This window comes from Micromonospora sp. DT31, assembly GCF_049841795.1.
Taxonomy (GTDB): Bacteria; Actinomycetota; Actinomycetes; order Mycobacteriales; family Micromonosporaceae; genus Micromonospora.
This window is the reverse complement of record NZ_JBNCKZ010000002.1, coordinates 354,767-376,052: the sequence shown is the minus strand read 5'-3', so window position 1 is coordinate 376,052 and position 21,286 is coordinate 354,767. Positions and strand designations below refer to the sequence as shown.

16 protein-coding genes are annotated in these 21,286 nt (G+C 73.5%); 4 read left to right on the top strand and 12 right to left on the bottom strand.

What is annotated here, in order from left to right; all coding sequences use genetic code 11:
- Positions 1 to 57 precede the first annotated feature (57 nt).
- The 9 genes from cydC to deoC all read right to left on the bottom strand — a co-directional run bounded on the left by cydC (position 58) and on the right by deoC (position 11,347).
- The gene (gene cydC, locus ACLQ2X_RS05625; protein ID WP_425679852.1) at positions 58 to 1,899 is read right to left on the bottom strand and encodes a thiol reductant ABC exporter subunit CydC; all 1,842 of its coding nucleotides are present in this window, start codon (positions 1,897 to 1,899) and stop codon (positions 58 to 60) included.
- Positions 1,896 to 3,578: a thiol reductant ABC exporter subunit CydD gene (cydD, locus tag ACLQ2X_RS05620; protein WP_425679851.1), complete on the bottom strand. Its 1,683-nt coding sequence runs from the start codon at positions 3,576 to 3,578 to the stop codon at positions 1,896 to 1,898. Before cydD ends, cydC begins: the two co-directional genes overlap by 4 nt.
- On the bottom strand, positions 3,575 to 4,600 hold the full coding sequence (locus ACLQ2X_RS05615; RefSeq protein ID WP_425679850.1) for a cytochrome d ubiquinol oxidase subunit II: 1,026 nt from the start codon (positions 4,598 to 4,600) through the stop codon (positions 3,575 to 3,577). The genes cydD and ACLQ2X_RS05615 overlap by 4 nt, the downstream gene beginning before the upstream one ends.
- A 10-nt stretch (positions 4,601 to 4,610) precedes the next feature.
- Positions 4,611 to 5,858 carry a cytochrome ubiquinol oxidase subunit I gene (locus ACLQ2X_RS05610; protein WP_425679849.1) on the bottom strand — a complete coding sequence of 416 codons (1,248 nt, stop codon included), beginning with the start codon at positions 5,856 to 5,858 and terminating at the stop codon, positions 4,611 to 4,613.
- 105 nt (positions 5,859 to 5,963) lie between these two features.
- Positions 5,964 to 6,869, bottom strand: a complete 906-nt coding sequence (locus tag ACLQ2X_RS05605; protein ID WP_425679848.1) for a M56 family metallopeptidase — start codon at positions 6,867 to 6,869, stop codon at positions 5,964 to 5,966.
- A gap of 10 nt (positions 6,870 to 6,879) precedes the next feature.
- Positions 6,880 to 7,296 (bottom strand): BlaI/MecI/CopY family transcriptional regulator, encoded by a 417-nt coding sequence (locus tag ACLQ2X_RS05600; protein ID WP_425679847.1) that lies wholly within the window; start codon positions 7,294 to 7,296, stop codon positions 6,880 to 6,882.
- Between the two features lie 781 nt (positions 7,297 to 8,077).
- Positions 8,078 to 8,902 carry an aldehyde dehydrogenase family protein gene (locus tag ACLQ2X_RS05595; protein WP_425679846.1) on the bottom strand — a complete coding sequence of 275 codons (825 nt, stop codon included), beginning with the start codon at positions 8,900 to 8,902 and terminating at the stop codon, positions 8,078 to 8,080.
- On the bottom strand, positions 8,895 to 10,352 hold the full coding sequence (locus ACLQ2X_RS05590) for an aldehyde dehydrogenase family protein (protein ID WP_425680022.1): 1,458 nt from the start codon (positions 10,350 to 10,352) through the stop codon (positions 8,895 to 8,897). The genes ACLQ2X_RS05595 and ACLQ2X_RS05590 overlap by 8 nt, the downstream gene beginning before the upstream one ends.
- 5 nt (positions 10,353 to 10,357) lie before the next feature.
- A complete protein-coding gene (deoC, locus tag ACLQ2X_RS05585) occupies positions 10,358 to 11,347 on the bottom strand; it encodes a deoxyribose-phosphate aldolase (RefSeq protein ID WP_425679845.1) in 990 nt (329 codons plus the stop codon).
- Between the two features lie 136 nt (positions 11,348 to 11,483).
- On the opposite strand from deoC, the gene upp reads away from it, so the two are divergent.
- A complete protein-coding gene (gene upp / locus ACLQ2X_RS05580; protein ID WP_425679844.1) occupies positions 11,484 to 12,116 on the top strand; it encodes a uracil phosphoribosyltransferase in 633 nt (210 codons plus the stop codon).
- A 119-nt stretch (positions 12,117 to 12,235) separates the two neighbouring features.
- On the top strand, positions 12,236 to 12,910 hold the full coding sequence (locus ACLQ2X_RS05575; protein ID WP_425679843.1) for a GOLPH3/VPS74 family protein: 675 nt from the start codon (positions 12,236 to 12,238) through the stop codon (positions 12,908 to 12,910).
- An 87-nt stretch (positions 12,911 to 12,997) separates the two neighbouring features.
- Here the strand turns inward: ACLQ2X_RS05575 and ACLQ2X_RS05570 are convergent, their stop codons facing one another.
- Entirely contained in the window at positions 12,998 to 14,662 is a 1,665-nt protein-coding gene (locus ACLQ2X_RS05570) for a phospho-sugar mutase (RefSeq protein WP_425679842.1), read from the bottom strand.
- 49 nt (positions 14,663 to 14,711) lie between these two features.
- Positions 14,712 to 16,724, bottom strand: coding sequence for a serine/threonine-protein kinase (locus tag ACLQ2X_RS05565; protein WP_425679841.1), 2,013 nt, complete (start codon positions 16,722 to 16,724; stop codon positions 14,712 to 14,714).
- Between the two features lie 203 nt (positions 16,725 to 16,927).
- Between ACLQ2X_RS05565 and ACLQ2X_RS05560 the strand changes: the two genes are divergently transcribed.
- Both ACLQ2X_RS05560 and ACLQ2X_RS05555 read left to right on the top strand, forming a co-directional pair.
- The gene (locus ACLQ2X_RS05560) at positions 16,928 to 18,511 is read left to right on the top strand and encodes an acyl-CoA mutase large subunit family protein (RefSeq protein WP_425679840.1); all 1,584 of its coding nucleotides are present in this window, start codon (positions 16,928 to 16,930) and stop codon (positions 18,509 to 18,511) included.
- 497 nt (positions 18,512 to 19,008) lie between these two features.
- Positions 19,009 to 20,268, top strand: a complete 1,260-nt coding sequence (locus ACLQ2X_RS05555; protein WP_425679839.1) for an amidohydrolase — start codon at positions 19,009 to 19,011, stop codon at positions 20,266 to 20,268.
- Here ACLQ2X_RS05555 and ACLQ2X_RS05550 read toward each other — a convergent pair.
- Positions 20,225 to 21,214: a DUF4349 domain-containing protein gene (locus ACLQ2X_RS05550; protein ID WP_425679838.1), complete on the bottom strand. Its 990-nt coding sequence runs from the start codon at positions 21,212 to 21,214 to the stop codon at positions 20,225 to 20,227. The two genes, ACLQ2X_RS05555 and ACLQ2X_RS05550, sit on opposite strands and share 44 nt — an antisense overlap.
- Positions 21,215 to 21,286 lie beyond the last annotated feature (72 nt).

Sequence of the window (21,286 nt, the reverse complement as noted above, 5' to 3'; positions counted from 1 at the left end):
AGGGAGAACCCGGATCGGGCGTCAGGGCCGTCACCCGACGCCGGCCGGCCCGGAGCGCTACGGGGTGATCGCGAGGTAGCCGCGTTCGGCCGCCTCCTGGCGCAGCCACTGCTCCCGGTACCAGCCGGGCCGGGCGACGAGCTCGTCGTGCCGGCCGCGCTGCACCACCCGGCCCGCCTCCAGCACCACGATCTCGTCCAGCCCGGCCAGGCCACTGAGCCGATGGCTGATCAGCACCACCGAGTGCCCGACAGGCGTGGCGGCGAGCGCCGAGTTGAGCACCGCGTCGGCCGCCGCCGGGTCGAGCCCTTCGGTCGGTTCGTCGAGCAACAGTACGGGCGGGCCGGCCAGCAGGGCCCGGGCCAGCGCGAGCCGCTGGCGCTGCCCGCCGGAGAGCTGCCCGCCCTGCTCGCCGACCACTGTGTCCCAGCCGTCGGGCTGCTCGCGTACCCAGTCGAGCAGGCCCGCCGCCCCGGTGGCCGCGACCAGGTCCGCCTCCGTGGCGTCCGGGCGGCCGAGGAGCAGGTTCTCCCGGACCGTGGCGTGGAAGACGTACGCCTCGGCGAGCAGGCCGCCGACCACCCTGGGCAGGTGCCCGGCGGGGATCTCGGCCACCGGCACGCCGCCGACGGTGACCCGGCCGGTGTCCGGGCGTACCGCCCCGGTGAGCACGGCGGCGAGCGTGCTCTTACCGGCACCGCTGGGCCCCACCACGGCCACCCGGCGGCCGGCCGGCAGGTCGAGGTCGAACCCGGCCAGGGCGGGCGCGGCGCCGGCCCGGTAGCGGACCGTCACGTCCTCGAACCGCACGTCGTGGCCGTCGATCGCAGGCGTCGGCGCGCCCTCCGGCGATGCGGTGGCGGGCTCGCCGAGCAGGTCGGCGACCCGGGCCAGCCCGGCCCGGAGCTGGGTGCGCTGGCGGGCCGCCGCGACGAGCGCGAGGGCCACCTCGACGGCGGCCAGCGCGCCGACCGCGAGGACGCCGACCAGGACCCCGCCGACCTCGGCCCGCAGCGCCACGACGACCACCGCGGCGGCGGTGAGGCCGCCCACCAGCACGCCGAGCGCGTCCACCGCGAAGCCGATCGCGGCGAGCCGGCGCTCCAGCCGGGCCAGTCGCCTTGCCCGGCCGTCGGCGGCGCCGAGCGCGACGCCTGTCGCCCCGAAGGCGGCCAGGTCGGCGGCCCCGTGGGTGAGGTCGATCGCGTCGACCGCCAGCGCGCCGCGCAGCGGGGCCACCTCGTCGGCGGCGCGGCGGGTGAGTCGGGTGGCCAGCGCCGGCAGCGCCACGCCGGCCACCAGCAGCCCGACCGCGAGCACCCCGGCGGCCGGCGGCGAGATCAGCGCGGCGACACCGACGGCGAGCAGGCTGACCAGGGCTGCCGCCCCTCCCGGCACGAGCACCCGCAGCAGCAGGTCCTGGGCTGCCTCCACGTCCGAGACCAGCCGGCTCAGCGCGTCCCCGGTACGCCTGTCGGCGACGTCCCGCCGCGCGGCCAGGGTGGCGAACACCCAGGCCCGCACGTCGGTGATCATGCGGAGCACCGCGTCGTGCCCGGCGAGCCGTTCGGTGTAGCGCAACACGCCCCGACCCACCGCGAGCGCCCGCACCGCGACGATGGCCACGGTCAGCCGGTCCAGCGGTGGCTGGCCGGCGGCGCTCATCAGCAGCCAGGTGGCGGTGGCCATCAGGGCCAGACCGGCGAACTCGGTGGCGGCGGCGAGCAGCCCCGCGCCGAGCAGCCGGCCCAGGTAGGGCCGGGCCAGGCGCAGCACCGCCCGTTCGGCGCCCGCCCGGACGCCTGTCGGTTCCTGCGGCGGTGCGGGTGAGGCGGCCGGCACCGGGGTCGGACCGGCGGGTACCCGGCCGACCGGGGTCACGCCGTCGCGGGCGGTCACCGGCCCCCCGCCCCACCGGCCGGCGTGGCGTGCAGCTCGGTGACCCGGCCGTCCTCGACGCGCAGGATCCGGTCGGCGTCGGCAAGCAGCGCCGGCCGGTGCGCTACCAGCAGGGCGGTACGCCCGGCGACCAGACGCCGGGTCGCCTCCAGCACGACCGCCTCGCTGGCGCTGTCCAGCCGCGCGGTCGGCTCGTCGAGCAGCACCACGGGGGCGTCCCGGAGGAACGCCCGGGCCAGCGCGACGCGCTGGCGCTGCCCGCTGGACAGGCCGTGGCCGCGCTCGCCGAGGCGAGTGTCCAGTCCGTCGGGCAGGGCGTCGACCACCTCGTCCAGTGCGGCGTCGGTGACGGCGGCGGCCAGCGCGGCATCCGTGGTGTCCGGGGCGCCGAGGCGGATGTTGTCGGCCAGCGATCCGGCGAACAGGTGCGCCCGCTGCGGCACCCAGGCCAGCTCGCGTCGCCACGCGTCGAGATCCACCCCGGCGAGGTCGACCCCGTCGACGGTGACCCGGCCGGCGGTCGGGGTGACGAAGCCGAGCAGCAGGTTGAGCAGGGTGCTCTTGCCCGCGCCGCTGGGCCCGATGACAGCGATTCGGTCGCCAGGCGCGATGGTCAGCGTGACGTCGCGCAGCGCGGTGGTCCGGTCGTAGGTGACGGTCACGCCCTCGAAGCGGATCTCGCCCCGGCCGCCCGGCGCGGGCCGGCCGGTGTCCGCGGCGGTGCCGGGGGCGTCGGTGGCGGAGAGGGTGAGCGCCTCGTCCAACGCGGTGAGCCCTTCCATGCTGGCGTGGAACCGGCTGCCCGCGGCGCGCAACGGCAGGTACGCCTCCGGGGTGAGCAGCAGCACCAGCAGCGCCGTGGACAGCGTGAGGCCGCCGCCGAGCAGCCGGATGCCGACCGGCACCGCCACCAGCGCGACGGAGAGCGTGGCGACCAGCTCCAGGACCAGTGCGGACAGGAACGCGATCCGCAGCGTCTGCATGGTGGCCTGGCGGTGGCCGTCGGCCATCCGGCGCACCACGTCGACCTGCCCCCGGGCCCGGCCGAACGCGCGCAGCGTGGGCAGCCCGGCCACCATGTCCAGGAAGTGGCCGCCGAGCAGCGACAGCCGGCGCCACTGCCGTTCGGTGGCGGCCTGTGCCTGCCAGCCGAGCAGCGCCCCGAAGATCGGGATGAGCGGCAGGGTGAGCGCGATGATCAGCGCCGAACTCCAGTCGGCGAACACGATCCGGGCCAGCACCGCCACCGGCACGGTCACGCTCAGCACGAGCTGCGGCAGGTAGCCGGTGAAGTACGCGTCGAGCGCGTCCAACCCCCGACCGGCCAGGGTGGCGAGCTGACCGGCCCGCTGCCCGGCGACCCAGGTGGGGCCGTGCCGACCGACCGCGCCGAGCAGGTCGGCGCGCAGCGCCGCCTTGACCGTCGCGGCGGCCCGTGCCGCCACCGTGCCCTTCGCCCAGCTCACCAGCGCCCGGGCGGCGACGGCGGCGACGAACCCGGCCAGCGCCGGTCGGTGCAGCCGCCCGTCGATCGCCGTGGCCAGCAGCGTGGCCAGGGCGGTCGCCTGGGCGATCACCAGCACCGCGGTCAGCCCGCCAAGGATCGCGAGCACGGCGAGGTCGCGCCGGGCCGCGGGGACCCGACGCAGCAGACGCGGGTCGAACGGGCGGCGATTCACCAGTACACCGGTGCTCTGCCGTCGGTCCGTCCTCGGAACACCCACCAGCACATCGCCTGAAAGCCTAGTAGGGCCGGGACGAGCGGAAGCAGGAGCCAGCCCAGCAACGTCAGGGTCGGTCGGCTCGCCGCCGCCTCGGCGACCACCAGCGAGGCGGCCGGGTCTCCGGTGGAGACCAGGATCCGCGGCCAGAGCGCGGCGCCGATCAGCGGCACGGGCGCCGCCAGTGCCGTCGAGGTGGCCGCGAACGCGACGCCAGTCCGGCCCCGGCGCAACGCCGCGCGGGCCACCAGCAGCGCCGCCACCAGCGCCAACGGCAGGAGTACGGCGATCATCGGGCGGGCCACGGCAGCGCGTACCTGCGCGGAGAGCAGGCCCAGGACGGTGGCCGCGGCGACCGCGGCGAGCGCGGCGGGCACCAGGTGGCCGGCCAGTCGGGCCGGCGCCGGGGCGTCGGGGGCCGGCAGCCGGAGCGTGAGGAATGTCGCACCGTGCACCGTGACCAGGGCGAGCAGGGCCAGCCCGGTGGCGGCCACGAACGGGGTGGCGAGATGACCGACGCCGGCCACGTGCCCGTCCGCGTCCAGCGGCACCCCCTGGAGCAGGCCACCGAGCACCGCGCCCCAGCCCAGCGCGGCCAGCACGCTGCCGACCACCACCACCTGATCCCAGCGGGCCCGGCCGGCGGCGGAGGTCGGCCGGCTGCGCAGCGGCACCCCGGCGGTGACCAGCACCACCCCGGCGAGCGCGGCGAGCACGGCCGGGTAGAAGCCGGAGAGCAGCTCGCCCTCCAGGCGGGGGAAGGCGCCGAAGAGGATGCCGACGGCGGAGACCAGCCAGACCTCGTTGCCGAGGAAGAACGGCCCGACGGCGTTGAGCGCGGCCCGGCGGGCCGTCGCGCCGCCGCCGGTGGTCGTGGCACCACCGCGGGCCAGCAGCACGCCGACGCCGTAGTCGTAGCCGCCGAGCACGAGGTAGGTGGCGAAGAAGAGGCCGAGCAGGGCGTACCAGGCGAGTTCCACGGCGGGCTCCTCAGACGAAGACGGGCTGGTGGGGGTTGTGGGCCTCGGGCGCGGGCGGGCGGCCGAGAGCGGGGTCGTGGGCCCCGCGGGCGGCGTGTCGGGCCAGCAGCACCCAGTTGGTGGTCGCGAGCGCGCCGAGCAGGAGGCTGAACCCGATGAACGAGGTGAGCATCAGGACGGGCGAGACGGGTGAGACGGCCTGGGCGGTGGGCAGCAGCCCGTACGCGGCCCAGGGCTGGCGGCCCACCTCGCGGGCGATCCAGCCGAGCAGGGCCGCCGCGAAGGGCAGCGGCAGGCCGAGCAGGATCAGCCAGAGCGGGAACCGCAGCCGGATGATCCAGTCGCGCCAGAGCAGCGGTAGCAGGAGCCAGAGGCCGCCGAGCGCGAAGCCGATCAGGATCATGAAGCCGAGTCCGGCGCTGGAGAGCACCGGCGGGTCCCAGTCGCCGGGGCCGAACCGCGCCGTCCAGTCGGCGACGAGCGCGTCCCGGCGCGGCCCGCCGCCGAACTTGGTCGGCTGGACCTGCCCGACCGGGCCGAACTGGGCGAACCCGAACCCCTGGAGCGCGGATACCGCGCACGCCGCGGTGATCAGGCCGAGCCGCAGCGAGGTGCGGAACAGCACGTGGTCGGGGGTGCGCCGGAGCAGGTGCCACGCGCTGACCGCGGCGATGAGCATGCCGCCGGTGACCAGGCTCGCCGAGATGACGTGGCCGAACGCCATGCCGAACGTGGGGTTGGTGAGCAGCGCGCCGAAGTCGGTGAGGTGGGCGACGCCGTCGCGGACCTCGTATCCGACCGGGTTCTGGAGCCAGGCGTTCGCCACCATGATCCAGAACGCCGAGGCGTAGGCGGTGAGCGCGACGCCCCACAGCAGCGCCAGGTGGACGCCGCGCCGGAGCCGGTGCCAACCGAAGATCCACATGCCGAGGAACGTGGACTCCAGGAAGAACGCGACGAGCGTCTCGATGGCCAGCGGGGCCCCGAACACGTTGCCCACGTAGCGGGACAAGCCGCTCCAGTTCAGCCCGAACTGGAACTCCATCACGACGCCGGTGGCGATGCCCAGCACGTAGTTGATCACGTAGAGCTGGCCCCAGAACCGGGTCAGCCGTTCGTACACCGGCTTGCCGGTCAGGTAGCCGGCCGTCTGCAACCCGACCAGGAGCGTGACCAGGCCGAGCGTGACCATGACGAACAGGAAGTGGATCGAGGTGGTGGTGGCGAACTGGAGGCGGGCGAGGAGCAGCGGGTCCACAGTGGTTCTCCTATGGGTTGACTCCCTTGTCGTAGGGAGGCTACCTATAGAGAAGCTACGTATTCGCGCCCGCGAACCCGGAAAAGACCCGTAGGGGCCGCCGCCTCAGCTCAGGAACAGGGCGACCGGCAGCCAGACAAGCGTGCCGGCGACGGCCAGCGCGGTGGCACCGAGCAGCCGCGGCGGACGATCCGCGACCAGCAGCCGCTGCACCCGTACGTCGAGGTCACGGTCGCCGAGGCCGAGAGTGCCGGCCGGCGTGACCCGGTGCTCGGCGTTGGCGAACCGGCGCAGCGCGCCCGCCAGCGGAGCGTCGGCGTGCACCTCGCGCGCCTTGTCGTCGGCGCGCATCTCGACCAGCAGCGCCACCCGCGCGTGCGCCTCGTGCACCCACCGGAACCAGGGCAGCGCCCGGCAGAGTGCGGTGAACGGCAGCAGCACCAGATCGTGGCGCTCCTGCGCGTGCGCGCGCTCGTGGGTGAGCACCGCGGCCAACTCGGCCGGGTCGAGCAGGTCGAGCGTGCCGGCGCTCACCACCACCCGGGGTCGCACGCCCGGCAGGCAGTACGCCGCCGCGCCCGGATGGTCGAGCACGAGCGCGCCGGGCACCGTGGGATCGTGCCGGGCCACCAGACCGAGCAGCTCCCGGTGCCGGCGCTGGGCGCGTACCGCGCTGTGCAGACTGCGTACCGTGGTGGCGAGCAGCACTGCGCCGATGCCGAGACCGACACCGACCAGGCTGAGGTGCACCGCCCCCAGACCGGCGGGGAGCGTGCCGTGGGTCAGGTCGTCGGCCAGGGCCAGCAGCGCGTGCCCGGTCGCCCGGTCGTACGCGTCGAGCCCCACCGCCATGGGCAGCCCCATGGCTGACAGACCGAGCGCCAGCCCGACCGCCTGCCAGCAGAGGATCGCCACCCGGGGGGCACGCCACGTCCACCGCGCGGCGGCGAGGACCTGCGCGGTCAGCCAGCAGGCCAGGGTGATCGCGGCGAAGTGCAGGGCGTATGCCACAGCAAACCGCCTACCGGTCCGTCGCCTCGTCGAGCGCCGGTCTCCGCTCGGCGGTGTCGGTCACGCCGGCCTCGGCGCGGAGCGCGGCGCGGAGCACCTCCGCCTCCGTCCCGGTGACCGAGCGGGCGAAGCGCACCAGCGCGGCGTCGCGGCTGCCGCCGAGGTCGAGGGCTTCCAGCATGAGCTGGGCGATGTGGGCCTCGCGGGTGGCGGCGGGCCGGTAACGCCAGGCGCGGCCCTCCCGCTCACGCTGCACCATGCCCTTGCCGGCGAGTCGATCGAGCACCGTCATCACCGTGGTGTAGGCCAGTTCCCGCCCGTCCAGGGCGTCGGCGACCTCGCGCACGGTCACACCGCCCGAGGTGGCCGGTACCGAATCCCACAGCACGTCCATCACCGCACGCTCAAGATCGCCCAGCCGAGTCACCCCGCAATCCTACCCCCGGTAGTAGACCTCTCGCCGATCCCGTCCGGCCGATCATGATCCCGGCCGCCGGTGCGTCACCAGACCGGCCTGCGGACCGGCGCCGGACTCGCACCATGGCCTCGACGTCTCCGCCGTTCCCAGAGGAACAGACCGGCCGGACAGCCGACCTGCGGGGCAGAGGCACGAGGTGGTCACCGGGCCTGCAAGGCCGTCGGTGAGCGCTTCCCCGGTCGCGTCGGCCGGGTCGAGCCGGCCAAGGCCTCGCCGTGGTGGGTGCGGCCGTACCGCGCCAGCGCACCGTCGCGCCTGCGGTGCAGCAGGCCGGCGCGCAGCAGGACACCCCTTGAGCCTGCCTGGCCGGTCGGGTCATGGGGTCACGTGGTGAGGGTCACCGGATTTCCCGTTCGACGGGTACGGGAGCGAAGTCGCGCATGCCGCTGCCCCACACGGTCGCGCAGCCCAGCCCTCAGGCGCAATCGGCTACGGCCGCGCGGAAAATCGGAGGTACGCATGCGGGGCCCGGACTCCCCACAACCGAAACGGGCGAGTGGCGTAGGCATCTGTTTCGGCCGACCGAACGGTGGGGCTGGGAGTATGTGATGCCGCCGCCTCCGGCGCCAGCGTGGAGCTGCACCGGCCCCCGGCCGGCGAGCAGGTCGCGTTGCGACCGAACTTCCATGCCTGGCAGAAGCGCAGCAAACATGTGTGGCTCGGCCTCACGCAGGGATGCCTGACCGTCCTGACCGGGCAGGCTCCCGAAATCCAGCGGCCGAGGGCACGACTACACCCCCTTGGGATGCCAGACCGTCTTCGTCTCCAGGAGGGCGGTCATCCGGGTCACGCCCGGGTCGGCGGACCAGTCGTGGTCGGCCGGGGCCGGCCGGAGCACCCGCTTGAGGTTCTCCGCCGCCTTGACCTCCAGCTCGGTCGCCAACTCGGTGTCGGTCACGCCGGTCAGGTCGATCGCGTTGACGTCCATGTGCGCGGCCAGCGTCGGCACGGTCTCGGTCAGCCGGCCGGTGAGGATGTTGACCACCCCGCCGGGCAGGTCGGAGGTGGCCAGCACCTCGGCCAGCGTCACCGCCGCCAGCGGCTCGGTCGGGGAGGCGGCCACCACCACCGTGTTGCCGGTGACGATCGCCGGGGCGACGACACTGACCAGGCCGAGCAGCGCCGGCGTCTCGGGAGCGACCACCGCGACCACGCCTGTCGGCTCTGGCGCGGACAGGTTGAAGTACGGGCCGGCGACCGGGTTGGCCCCGCCGTACACCTGGGGGATCTTGTCGGACCAGCCGGCGTACCAGACCCAGCGGTCGATCGCCGCCTCCACCTCGTCGGCCGCAACGCCCAGGGCGACGAACTGCTCGCGGCGTCCCTCCAGCATCTCGGCGACCCGGTAGAGGATCTGACCCCGGTTGTACGCGGTCGTCCCGGCCCACCCCTTCACCGCGGCGCGGGCGGCGACCACCGCGTCCCGCGCGTCCTTGCGGGAGGCCAGCGACACGTTGGAGTCCTGCACGAGATACGACCGTCCCGACTCGCTGCGCGGGAACTTCCCGCCGATGAAGAGCTTGTACGTCTTGCGTACCGCGACCCGCTCAGACATTGAGGTACGCCTCCAGCCCCTGCCGGCCGCCCTCGCGACCGTAGCCCGACTCCTTGTAGCCGCCGAACGGCGACGTCGGGTCGAACTTGTTGAACGTGTTGGCCCAGACCACACCGGCGCGCAGCCGGTCGGCGACCCACAGGATCCGGGAACCCTTGTCGGTCCAGACCCCGGCCGACAGCCCGTACGGCGTGTTGTTGGCCTTCTCCACCGCCTCCGCCGGGGTGCGGAAGGTCAGCACGGACAACACCGGCCCGAAGATCTCCTCGCGGGCGATCCGGTGCGCCTGGGTGACCCCGGTGAAGATGGTCGGCGCGAACCAGAAGCCGCGCTCGGGCAGCTCGCACGACGGCGACCAGCGCTGCGCGCCCTCGGCGGACCCGGCGTCGGCCAGCTCGGTGATACGGGCGAGCTGCGCGGCGGAGTTGATCGCACCGACATCGGTGTTCTTGTCCAGCGGGTCACCGACGCGCAGCTGGGCCATCCGGCGCTTGAGTGACTCCAGCACCCGGTCGGCGACCGACTCCTGGACCAGCAGGCGCGAACCGGCGCAGCACACGTGCCCCTGGTTGAAGAAGATGCCGTTGACGATGCCCTCGACCGCCTGGTCGATCGGGGCGTCGTCGAAGACGATGTTGGCGGCCTTGCCGCCCAGCTCCAGGGTGAGCTTCTTGGGGGTGCCGGCGACCGCGCGGGCGATGGCCTTGCCGACCTCGGTGGAGCCGGTGAACGCGACCTTGTCCACGCCCGGGTGCTCGACGAGCGCCCGGCCGGTGTCGCCCGCGCCGGTGACGATGTTGACCACGCCCGCCGGCAGGTCGGCCTGCTGGCAGATCTCGGCGAACAGCAGCGCGGTCAGCGGCGTGGTCTCGGCCGGCTTGAGCACCACCGTGTTGCCGGCGGCCAGCGCCGGGGCGATCTTCCAGGCCAGCATGAGCAGCGGGAAGTTCCACGGGATGACCTGCGCGGCCACGCCGAGAGGCTGCGGAGTTCCGCCGCTGTGCTGGCTCGTCGGCCGCCGGCCGAACCCGGCGTGCTCCAGCTTGTCCGCCCAGCCGGCGTAGTAGAAGAAGTGCGCGGCCACGAGCGGCACGTCGACGTCGCGGGACTCCCGGATCGGCTTGCCGTTGTCGAGCGACTCCAGCACGGCCAGCTCGCGGGACCGCTCCTGGATGATCCGGGCGATCCGGAACAGGTACTTGGCCCGGTCCCGGCCCGGCATCGGACCCCAGACGTTCTCGTACGCCGCCCGCGCGGCGCGTACCGCGCGGTCGACGTCCTCGTCGCCGGCCTCGGCGACCTCGGCCAGGACCTCCTCGGAGGCCGGATTGACCGACTTGAAGCTGCCGCCGGAGATCGGGTCGACGAACGCGCCGTCGACGAAGAGCCCGTACGAGGGCTTGAGGTCCACCACCGAGCGCGACTCGGGGGCGGGTGCGTACTCGAACATCGCCATCAGTCCAGGGTGAAGTAGTCGGGGCCGGCGTAGACGCCGGTCGTCAGCTTGGTGCGCTGCATCAGCAGGTCGTTGAGCAGGCTGGACGCGCCGAACCGGAACCAGTCCGGGCTCAGCCAGTCCGCGCCGACCGTCTCGTTGACCATGACCAGGTACTTGATGGCGTCCTTGGTGGTCTTGATGCCGCCGGCCGGCTTGACGCCGACCTGCCGCCCGGTGGCGGCGCGGAAGTCGCGTACCGCCTCCAGCATCACGAGCGTCACCGGGAGGGTGGCCGCGACCGGGACCTTGCCGGTGGAGGTCTTGATGAAGTCGCCGCCGGCCAGCATGGCGAGCCAGGAGGCGCGCCGCACGTTGTCGTAGGTGGCCAGCTCGCCGGTCTCCAGGATCACCTTGAGGTGGGCTGCCGGTCGCCCCTGGCGACCGCCATCAGCAGAGCCGCAGGCCTCTTTGACCGCCTTGATCTCGTCGTGGACCTCGGCGTAACGCCCGGCCAGGAACGCGCCCCGGTTGATCACCATGTCGATCTCGTCGGCCCCGGCGGCGACGGCCGCCCGGACGTCGGCGAGCTTGACCTCCAGCGGGGCCTGCCCGGACGGGAAGGCGGTCGCCACGCTGGCCAGGTGCACCCCGGAGCCGGCGAGCACCTCGGCGGCGTACGGGACCATCGACGGGTAGACGCAGACCGCGCCGACGTGCGGGCAGCTCGGGTCGGACGGGTCGGGACGCCGCGCCTTCGCGGACAGCGCCCGCACCTTGCCCGGCGTGTCCGCCCCTTCCAGCGTGGTCAGGTCGACCATCCCGATGGCCAGGTCGATGGCCTCGGCCTTGGCCGTGGTCTTGATGGAGCGGGTGCCGAGTTGTGCCGCCCGCTGCTCCGCGCCGACCTGGTCCACACCGGGCAGGCCGTGCAGGAAGGTCCGCAGAGCGGTCTCGGATCGTCCCAGCTCGGAGAGGTCCGACCGGGCCGACGTCGTCGTCGCCGTCATGCCCCGAATAGTACGCACCAGCAGGCAGTGTGATCTCGCTCACGTGTGGGCGGTTGTGAGCGCCGCACGTGAGCGGCGTCGCTGCTCCGGCCGCAGCCGCCCTGCGCGAAGCGGGAGACCGGTAGGTTGAGCGATCGTGGACGTACACGTCATTGACCATCCGCTCGCCCAGACGCGGCTGACCGCCATGCGGGACGCCCGGACCGACTCCTCCTCGTTCCGGGCGGCGCTGCGCGAACTCACCACCATGCTGGTGTACGAGGCCGCGCGCTCCTTCCCGATCGAGAAGTACTCGATCCAGACCCCGGTCACCGCCACCGAGGGCACCCGACTGGCGAACCCGCCGCTGCTGGTGCCGGTGCTCCGGGCCGGCCTCGGCATGGCCGACGCCGCGCTCGGCCTGCTGCCCGAGTCGTCGATGGGCTTCGTCGGCCTCGCCCGCGACGAGGAGACGTACGAGCCGCGCGCGTACATGGAGTCGCTGCCCCGCGACCTCAGCGGCCTGCCGGTGCTGGTGCTGGACCCGATGCTGGCCACCGGCGGCTCGCTGGAGCACTGCTGCCGGCTGCTCGCCGACCGGGGCTGCACCGACATCACCGTGCTCTGCGTGCTGGCCGCCCCGGTCGGCATCGCCCGGCTGGAGCGCTCCGGCCTGCCGCTGCGCCTGGTCACCGCCTCCATCGACGAGGGGCTCAACGACCAGATGTTCATCGTCCCGGGCCTGGGCGACGCCGGTGACCGTCAGTTCGGCGGTATGCCCCGGTTTTGACCGGCAGATTTCCACACAAGAGGGCCCATTCCACCCCGGAAGGGCCCTCTTTTTCATCAATGCCGTGGCATCGGCGAGTTGATGCGCGGGGGTGCGGGAAGGCGCTAGCGTTCCGGGCCATGACTGGTGTTGCACTCGCCGAGGAGTTGCTCCTCCTCGCGTACGACGACGAAACCGGCAAGGCCACCATGCCGCGGATCAGCCTCGACCTGGGCATGGCCGCCGCCGTGCTGGTCGAGCTGGCCCTGGCCGGTCGGGTCGCGTACGCGGACGGGAACCTGGCGGTGGTCGACCCGACACCGACCGGTGAGCCGATCGCGGACGCGGTGCTCGTCAAGCTCGCCGCCGACACCCCGCACTCGCCCTCGTCCTGGGTGCAGCGGCTGCGGCACGGGCTGCGCGACCGGATCCTCGGCGACCTCTGCGACCGGGGCGTGGTCCGCGACATCGACGAGACCGAGCTGGGCTTCATCCACGTGCACCGCTACCCGGTGGCGAACACGACCGTCGAGGCGGACATCCGGCAGCGGCTCGCCGACGCGCTGACCAGCGGCCAGCTCCCCGACGAACGCACCGCGGCGCTGGCCACCCTTGTCGCGGTGCTGCGGATGGAACCGGCGCTCGGGCTCACCGGCGCCGCCGCCGACGACGCCGGGCGGCGACTGGCGGAAATCGCCGCCGGCGCCGGGTTCTCCGGCACGGTGAGCCTGGACGACAGCGTGGTGCGCCCCTCGATCAGCCTGGTCATCGCCGCGCTCGCCCAGGCCGTCGACGCCGCCCTGGGCAAGCGGTAAGGAAGGGCCCCCTTTTAACGCCTCCGGTAGAGGAAGGGCCCCTTGTTAACACCCGGGTGTTAACAAGGGGCCCTTCCTTGCACCCGGTCAGAGGCCGAGGGCGGCGGCGATCTCGGTGCGCAGCTCGGTGACGGCGGCCCGCGCGCGCTGCCGGGCCGCGGGCACGTCGCCGCCGGCCACCGGTGCCACCACCTCCAGGTACGCCTTGAGCTTCGGCTCGGTGCCCGACGGCCGGATCACCACCCGGGCGGTGTCGGTGCGCAGGATCACCACGTCCGCCTCGGGGAGCAGGTCGGAGGCCTCGGTGACCGGCTGGCCGAGCAGCGTGGTCGGGGTGGCCGCCCGGACCCGGGCCATCGAGTCGGCGATCACCCGCAGGTCGTCCACCCGGACGGAGAGCTGCTCGGTGTGGTGCACGCCGAACTCGGCGGCCAGCTCGTCCAGCCGGTCGGTGAGCGTACGACCCTCGGCCTTGAGCCCGGCGGCCAGTTCGGCGACGGCCAGCGCGGCGGTGATCCCGTCCTTGTCGCGGACGTGCCCGGGTGCGACGCAGTACCCGAGGGCCTCCTCGTAGCCGTATACCAGCGGCTCCCGCCCTGCGCCGGCCCGCACGATCCACTTGAACCCGGTGAGCGTCTCGTCGTAGGGCAGGCCGCGGGCCGCCGCCATCGCCCGCAACAGCGTCGACGACACGATGGTGGTGGCGTACAGGCCGGTCACCCCGCGCCGCATCAGGTGGTCGGCGAGCAACGCGCCCACCTCGTCACCGCGCAGCATCCGCCAGGTCCCGCCGTCGGGTACGGCCACCGCGCACCGGTCGGCGTCCGGGTCGTTGGCGATGGCGAGGTCCGCCCCGGTCTGCTGGGCGAGCGCGACCAGCAGGTCCACCGCGCCCGGCTCCTCCGGGTTGGGGAAGGCCACGGTCGGGAACGCCGGGTCCGGTTCGGCCTGCTCGGGCACCACCCCGGGCACCCCGAAGCCGGCGCGCGCGAACGCGGCGGTCAGCACCGCGGCCCCCACGCCGTGCAGCGGGGTGTACGCGACCCGCAGGTCCCGCGGCCCGGCCGGGTCCACCACTGCGGCCGCCCGGTCCACGTACGCGGCGGCCAGGTCGTCACCGAGCACCTGGCCGGCGGGGCCGAGCGGGACCTGGGTGAGTGGACCGACCGCCCGGATGGCCGCTTCGATGCCGGCGTCGGCCGGCGGCACGATCTGCGCGCCGCCGCCCAGCTCACCGCCGAGCTGTGCGCCCAGGTAGACCTTGTAGCCGTTGTCCTGCGGCGGGTTGTGGCTGGCGGTGACCATCACCCCGGCGACCGCGCCGAGCTGCCGCACGGCGAACGCCAGCACGGGGGTGGGCAGCGGGCGGGGCAGCAGCAGCGCCGGCCGGCCCGCCCCGGTGGCCACCTGCGCGGTGCGCTCGGCGAAGGCACGCGAGCCGTGTCGGGCGTCGTACCCGATCACCAGGGGGCCCTCGCCACCCTGGGCGGCGAGCCAGCCGACCAGCCCGGCGGCGGCCTGGGTGACCACGGCCAGGTTCATCCCGTTGGGGCCCGCCCGCAGCGGGCCGCGCAGTCCGGCGGTGCCGAAGGTCAGCGGACCGGCGAACCGGTCGGCCAGCTCGGTGGCCGTGCCGGGCAGCCCGTCGAGGACGGCGCGTAGCTCGTCCCGGCCGGCCGGGTCGGGGTCGTCGGCGAGCCAGTGCTCGGCTCGGACGCGAAGGTTGTCAAGGTCAGTGGTATCCGCCGCCATTGCCTCTTGATAGCACGGCGGCGGGTGACCACCGGTCGTCGGCCTCGACTCAGTTGGCCGCCGTGAGCTGGAACGAGCTGGCCATCGCGTCGAAGATCGGCTTGCTCTCGGCGAACCGCGCGTCGGTGGAGGAGAGGTAGAACGAGTAGACCTTGCCGTCCTTGACCAGGCCCCGCCAGATGCCGTGGCGCATGGCCGAACCCGTGCCACAGGTGTATTCGACCTGGCCCGCGGTCTCGCCGGCGAGGGGCTGCTCGGACACGGACACCTCGGTGTAGGGGGCCGGGCAGGTCTTGCTCTTGGTGCTGTTCTTCTTGAGGTTCCCCGAGGCGAACTCGGCCCAGCTGATCGACGTGCCGCCCCATTCCTCGGCGACGACCCGCACCTTGCGTCCTTCGTCCTCCGGGTCGACGTAGTCGACGAAGAGACCGCCGGTCTGCCGTTGCCACCCCTTCGGCACCTGGATGGTCACGCCCTTGACGGACTGCTCCTGCATCTCCACCGGCGGGGCGGCGGCCGAGTTCGACGGCAGCGTGCCCACGATCGGCGGAGGCGCGTCGTCGCCGCCGCCGGTCAGCGCGATCACGCTGATCAGCAGCACCACGGCCAGGCCGCCGGCGGCGGCGAGCTGGACCTTGCGCGGCCATGCCTTGACCTGCCCGACGAGACCCTTGGCCTTGCCGAGTGCGCCGGCGTTCTCCGTCGGCGCGTTGGCCGGCATCGTCCACGGCTGGCCGGTGCCGGGCACGGACCACTGGGCGCCGCCGCCGTACACCGGCCCGGCGGCGTCGCGGCCGTAGCCGCCCGGTGCGGTGGTGGGCACCTGCTGCGTGGCGTCCGCAGCCGGGCCGAACCGGACCGTGGCGTCCCGGGAGATGCGTTGGGTCGCCTCGGGCACACCCGGGCCGGACATCGCCCCGGTGGGGGTGTGCAGCGGCCCGGCCAACGCGTCGGCGCTGGTCTCGTCGAGCGAGGCGTCGCCGGCCGCCGGCTTCGCGTCCGGGCGTTCCCCACGGCGCAGCGAGGCGAGCCGGTCGGTGAGGGACTGCTCCGCGCTGATCATCGCCCGACCGCCGATCTGGCCGCCGGGCTTCGGCTGCGCGGTGACGGCCGGCGGCGTGGTGGGACGCGGCACCGGCACCACCGCGTACGGGTCGGTGACCGAGTTGACCGCGGTGGCGGTGCTGGTCAGCGCGCCGGTGAGCAGCTCGCGCAGGTTTGCCCGGGCCCGGTGCACGTCCATCCGGCGGGCCGGGTCCTTCTCCAGCAGGCCCATCAGCACGCCGGTGAGCGGGCCGCTGCGCTGCGGGGTGGCGGGCGGCTCCTCGACCACGGCGTGCATGGTCTCGATCGGGTCGCCCTTGTCGAACGGGGGCCGGCCTTCGACCGCGGTGTAGAGCGTCACGCCGAGCGAGAACAGGTCGCTGGGCGGCCCGAACTCCTGGCCCATGGCCCGCTCGGGGGAGATGAAGTGCGGTGAGCCGAGCACCATGCCGGGCGTGGTGAGCTGTACGTCGGTGGGCATCCGGGCGACGCCGAAGTCGGTGAGCACGCAGCGGCCGTCGGTGCAGATCAGCACGTTGGCCGGCTTGACGTCGCGGTGCAGGACGCCGATCGCGTGCGCCACCTCCAGCGCGCCGAGCAGGGCGATGCCGATCTTGGCGACCGCCCGGGGCGCGACCGGCCCGTCCTCGATCACCATGTCGGCCAGGCTGCGGGCGTCCAGCAGCTCCATCACGATCCACGGTCGGCCGCCCTCGGTGACGACGTCGTAGACCTGCACCACGGCCGGGTGCTGGATCGCGGCGGCGGCGCGGGCCTCACGCAGCGTCCGTTCGTAGAGCGCGTCGCGGTCGCTCGGAGCGAGCCCCGGCGGGAGGACGACCTCCTTGACCGCCACGTCGCGGCGCAACAGCGTGTCTGTGGCCCGCCAGACCGTGCCCATGCCTCCGTTGCCCACCGGGGATCGCAGCGAGTAGCGACCACCGATGGTGGTGCCGGGCGCCGCGCGTCCAGGGGGCGGACTGGTCGGTCCGCCGCTCCACGTCGGAATCTGAGTCACAGAAAAGCCACCGGGGGATATCGAGGGGGCTGGGACACAACCCCTCTATCTTGCTGGTTCCACCGCCCGATGCGAAACCCGACGCGGCGGACGTTTACCTACTCGACGGTATGTGGCCAGGTCCTCACCTCCGGTGGGCCGTCGTCGGCGGGTGTGCGCAATCCCTCACCCATATTGCGGCAACCGCGTCCTACCATCCGGTAATGAGTGATGCGCGGTCAAGCGAGTCGGGCTTCCCGATCCAGGCGGTCTACACGGCGGCGGACCTTCCGGAGGAGCTGGACGCCCGGCTGGGCGAGCCGGGCGAGTTCCCGTACACCCGTGGGGTCTACCCGACGATGTACACGTCCCGGCCGTGGACCATGCGGCAGTACGCCGGCTTCGGCACCGCCGCCGAGAGCAACGCGCGCTATCACCAGCTGCTGCGCGCGGGCACCATGGGCCTGTCCGTGGCGTTCGACCTGCCCACCCAGATGGGATACGACTCCGACGACCCGATCGCGCACGGCGAGGTGGGCAAGGTCGGTGTCGCGATCGACTCCATCGAGGACATGCGCACGCTCTTCGGCGGCATCCCGCTGGACAAGGTGTCCACCTCGATGACGATCAACGCGCCCGGCTCCGTGCTGCTGCTGCTCTACCAGTTGGTCGCGGAGGAGAACGGGGTGCCCGGCGGGGCGCTCAACGGCACCATCCAGAACGACATCCTCAAGGAGTACATCGCCCGGGGGACGTACATCTTCCCGCCCAAGCCCTCGCTGCGCCTGGTGGCCGACACCTTCGCCTACTGCCGGACCGAGGTGCCGAAGTGGAACACCATCTCCATCTCCGGCTACCACATGGCCGAGGCCGGCGCCTCGCCCGCGCAGGAGATCGCGTTCACGCTGGCCAACGGCGTGGAGTACGTCCGGGCCGCGCTTGAGGCGGGGCTGGCCGTGGACGACTTCGCACCCCGGCTGTCGTTCTTCTTCGTGGCCCGCACGACGCTGCTGGAGGAGGTCGCCAAGTTCCGGGCGGCCCGCCGCATCTGGGCGCGGGTGATGCGCGACGAGTTCGGCGCGAAGGACCCGAAGTCGATGATGCTGCGGTTCCACACCCAGACCGCGGGCGTGCAGCTCACCGCGCAGCAGCCGGAGGTCAACCTGGTCCGGGTGGCGGTGCAGGGCCTCGGCGCGGTGCTCGGCGGGACCCAGTCGCTGCACACCAACAGCTTCGACGAGGCCATCGCGCTGCCCACCGAGAAGGCGGCCCGGCTGGCGCTGCGGACCCAGCAGGTGCTCGCGTACGAGACGGACCTCACCGCGACCGTCGACCCGTTCGCCGGGTCGTACGTGGTGGAGGCGATGACCGCCGAGGTGGAGGCGGCGGCCATCGAGCTGATGGAACGGGTCTCCGACCACGGGTCGGCGGTGGACGCCATCGAGGCCGGCTTCCAGAAGCGGGAGATCGAGCAGTCCGCGTACCAGATCGCGCAGGAGATCGACTCGGGGGAGCGGGTGGTGGTCGGCCTCAACCGGTTCCAGGTGGACGAGGAGGAGCCGTACGAGCCGCTGCGGGTGGATCCGACGATCGAGGCGGCCCAGGCGCAACGGCTGGCCACGCTGCGCGCCGATCGGGACTCGGAGGCGGTCGAGCGGCACCTGGCCGAGTTGCGGGCGGCGGCCGAGGGGGACACCAACGTCCTCTACCCGATGAAGGAGGCGTTGCGCGCGCGGGCCACCGTCGGTGAGGTGTGCGGGACGTTGCGCGCGGTGTGGGGGACCTACCGGCCCAGCGACCGCTTCTGAGACGTACTCGGCGGCCCGCGTCGGCGCACCCCTCCGGTGCCGGACGCGGGCCGTCGTCGTGTCCCGGGCGGCAGCGTGCGCGTGTGCGATTCCGGCATGCGGGTAACCCCGAACGGGTGAACCGGGACGGACAGCCTGTGCGGTCGGCGCACGGGTGCTCATGTCACCGTCGGGAGTCCCCCGGTGGCCGACAGTTGTCGTGCACCCGTCCGAGCGGCGGTTAATTGCCCCGACTAATGCGACAATTCGGAACGGCGGCCCAGTATTTGGTGACTGCATAACGGTTACGCGTTGTAGGAGGTGGGAGGCGGATGACGGGCTTCAACCACGATCTACCTGCTGTCCCGCAGATATTCGAGCCCTCCCACCAGGGCATTCGTGACGCTGTGCGGTCTGACCGCTACGGGAAAGATGTTGCGCAGCGTCACCGGCGGAGGTCTAGGCTGTCTGCGGTTCTGCCCGAAGATCCATCCGACTCCAGCGATAGAGAATCCGACGTGACGAGTGCGTTGACGCTGCCTTCCGGCGGCCTGCCGGCGTCGTCCCGGCCCGAGACGCCGACCGGTTCCCAGCCCCTGCCCTTCGAGCTCGACCACCTGCTCGCGCTGCGGGAGCCCGGCCTTGTCGCGACCCGCCGTCACCTCCACTCCCACCCGGAGCTGTCGGGTGAGGAGTTCGAGACGGCCGCCCTGGTGCACCGCGAGTTGTCCCTCGCCGGGCTGAGCCCACGCCTGCTGCCCAAGGGCAACGGCGTCATCTGCGACATCGAGGGCCGCCCGGACGGGCCGGTGATCGCGCTCCGCGCCGACATCGACGCGCTGCCGCTGAGCGACGCCAAGGACGTGCCGTACCGCTCCACCGTGGAGGGCGTCTGCCACGCCTGCGGGCACGACGTGCACACGTCGGTGCTGCTCGGCGTCGGGATGCTGCTGGCCCAGCTCGCCGACATCGGCCAGCTCGACGGCCGGGTACGGCTGATCTTCCAGCCGGCCGAGGAGATCCTGCCCTGCGGCTCGCTCGAGGTCATCGAGGCCGGCGGGCTGGACGACGTGGTGCAGATCTTCGCGCTGCACTGCGACCCGAACCTGCCGGTGGGCAAGGTCGGCCTGCGCGTCGGACCGATCACCGCCGCCGCCGACAACGTCACCGTCCGGCTCACCGGCCCGGGCGGACACACCGCCCGCCCGCACCTGACCGTCGACCTGGTCGACGCGCTCGGCCGGCTGGTGACCGAGGTGCCGACGCTGATCAGCCGCCGGGTGCCGGCCAACAGCGGGCTGCTGCTGGTCTTCGGCCACGCCTCGGCCGGCACCCGCTACAACGTCATCCCCTCCGAGGCGTGCGCGGCCGGCACCCTGCGGGTCATGGACCGGGACACCTGGGACCAGGCGCCCGAGATCGTCGCTCAGGTGGTGCGGGACGTGCTCGCGCCCACCGGGGCCACCGTCGAGCTGGAATACCTGCGCGGCCGGCCGCCGGTGACGAACGACGCCGGGGCGATCGGCGTGCTCACCGCCGCCACCGCCTCGGCGCTCGGCCCGGACGGCATCGCCGAGACCCCGCAGAGCATGGGCGGCGAGGACTTCTCCTGGTACCTGGAGCACGTGCCCGGCGCGCTCGCCCGCCTCGGCGTCGGCCGGAACGGGCCCAACATGGACCTGCACCGGGCCTCCTTCGACGTGGACGAGCGGGCCATCGCCGTCGGCGTACGCCTCATGGTCCAGACCGCGCTGCGGGCACTGGTGGCGGCGCGCTGACCGGAGCGCCCGGGCCCGGCGGCAGCGGCCCGGGACCGGGCGGCGGCGTCCGCCCGGTGCGCCGGCGCCGCCAGAGGATCAGCAACCACAGCGGTACGCCGATCACCACCGCGAAGGGCAGCACCGCGCCCAGCACGGTGAGCGCTATGCGGGCCGAAGCCACGAAGGCCGCCCAGCCGCCGCCCAGCCCGCTGAGGAAGCCGAGGTCCGCCTCCTCCTCGGCGGTGCTGGCGTCCTGCCCGAGAAACGTCACGGTGATGGTGGACAGCGCCGTGAGGTCCGCCAGCCGGCGCTTGCGCGCCTCCAACGCGGCCAGATCCGCCTGCCGGGAGCCCACCTCGTTCTCCAGCGCCACCAACTGGTCCACCGACGTCGCCTGGGCGAGCAACTTGCGGGCGCTCTCCACCCGCGCCCGCTGGGTGGCGATCCGGGCGTCCAGGTCGACCACCTGCTCGGTGACGTCCTCGGTGCGGATCTCCCGGCGCTCCTGCCGGCCGAGACGGGCGAGCTGGTCGACCACCCCGGCGAACTTGTCCGCCGGCACCCGCAGGGTCAGCACCGCCCGGGCCTCGGCCGCCCGGCTCGACCGCCGGTCGCCGCCGACGAACCCGCCGGCCGCGGTCACCGCCGTGGTCGCCTCCCGCGTTGCGGCCTCCACATCGTCCACCCGGACCTGCATCGTTCCGGTGTAGATGATGGACCGCTGGTCGACCCGCAGGTCCGCACCCCCGGTGCCACCGGGAGCGGCCCGGTCGCGACCCCCGCCGGCCACCTGGCCGTTGTCCGCCCCGCCCTCGGCCGGCTGCTCGCGCCCCGCGCCCCCGTCCGCGGCAGGCGCGGCCGAGTCGCCGCCGCTGTCCCGGTCCGCGCCGCAGGCACCCACGCCCAGCGCCGCGACCAGACCCACCGCCATCAGAGCCATGCCCCGTATTCGTCGCCCGTCCATCCCCGCACTCCGATCGTCGACGGCCCCGCTCACCGGAGCCGATACCTCGGACGTGACGCGTGGTCGCGCCGG

Excerpts from the sequence above, each read along its gene's own strand:
- ACLQ2X_RS05590 (WP_425680022.1), bottom strand. The coding sequence starts at position 10,352 with ATGTTCGAGTACGCACCCGCCCCCGAGTCGCGCTCGGTGGTGGACCTC.
- ACLQ2X_RS05560 (WP_425679840.1), top strand. The coding sequence starts at position 16,928 with ATGAGTGATGCGCGGTCAAGCGAGTCGGGCTTCCCGATCCAGGCGGTC.
- ACLQ2X_RS05575 (WP_425679843.1), top strand. The coding sequence starts at position 12,236 with ATGACTGGTGTTGCACTCGCCGAGGAGTTGCTCCTCCTCGCGTACGAC.
- deoC (WP_425679845.1), bottom strand. The coding sequence starts at position 11,347 with ATGACGGCGACGACGACGTCGGCCCGGTCGGACCTCTCCGAGCTGGGA.
- ACLQ2X_RS05595 (WP_425679846.1), bottom strand. The coding sequence starts at position 8,902 with ATGTCTGAGCGGGTCGCGGTACGCAAGACGTACAAGCTCTTCATCGGC.
- ACLQ2X_RS05550 (WP_425679838.1), bottom strand. The coding sequence starts at position 21,214 with ATGGACGGGCGACGAATACGGGGCATGGCTCTGATGGCGGTGGGTCTG.
- ACLQ2X_RS05570 (WP_425679842.1), bottom strand. The coding sequence starts at position 14,662 with ATGGCGGCGGATACCACTGACCTTGACAACCTTCGCGTCCGAGCCGAG.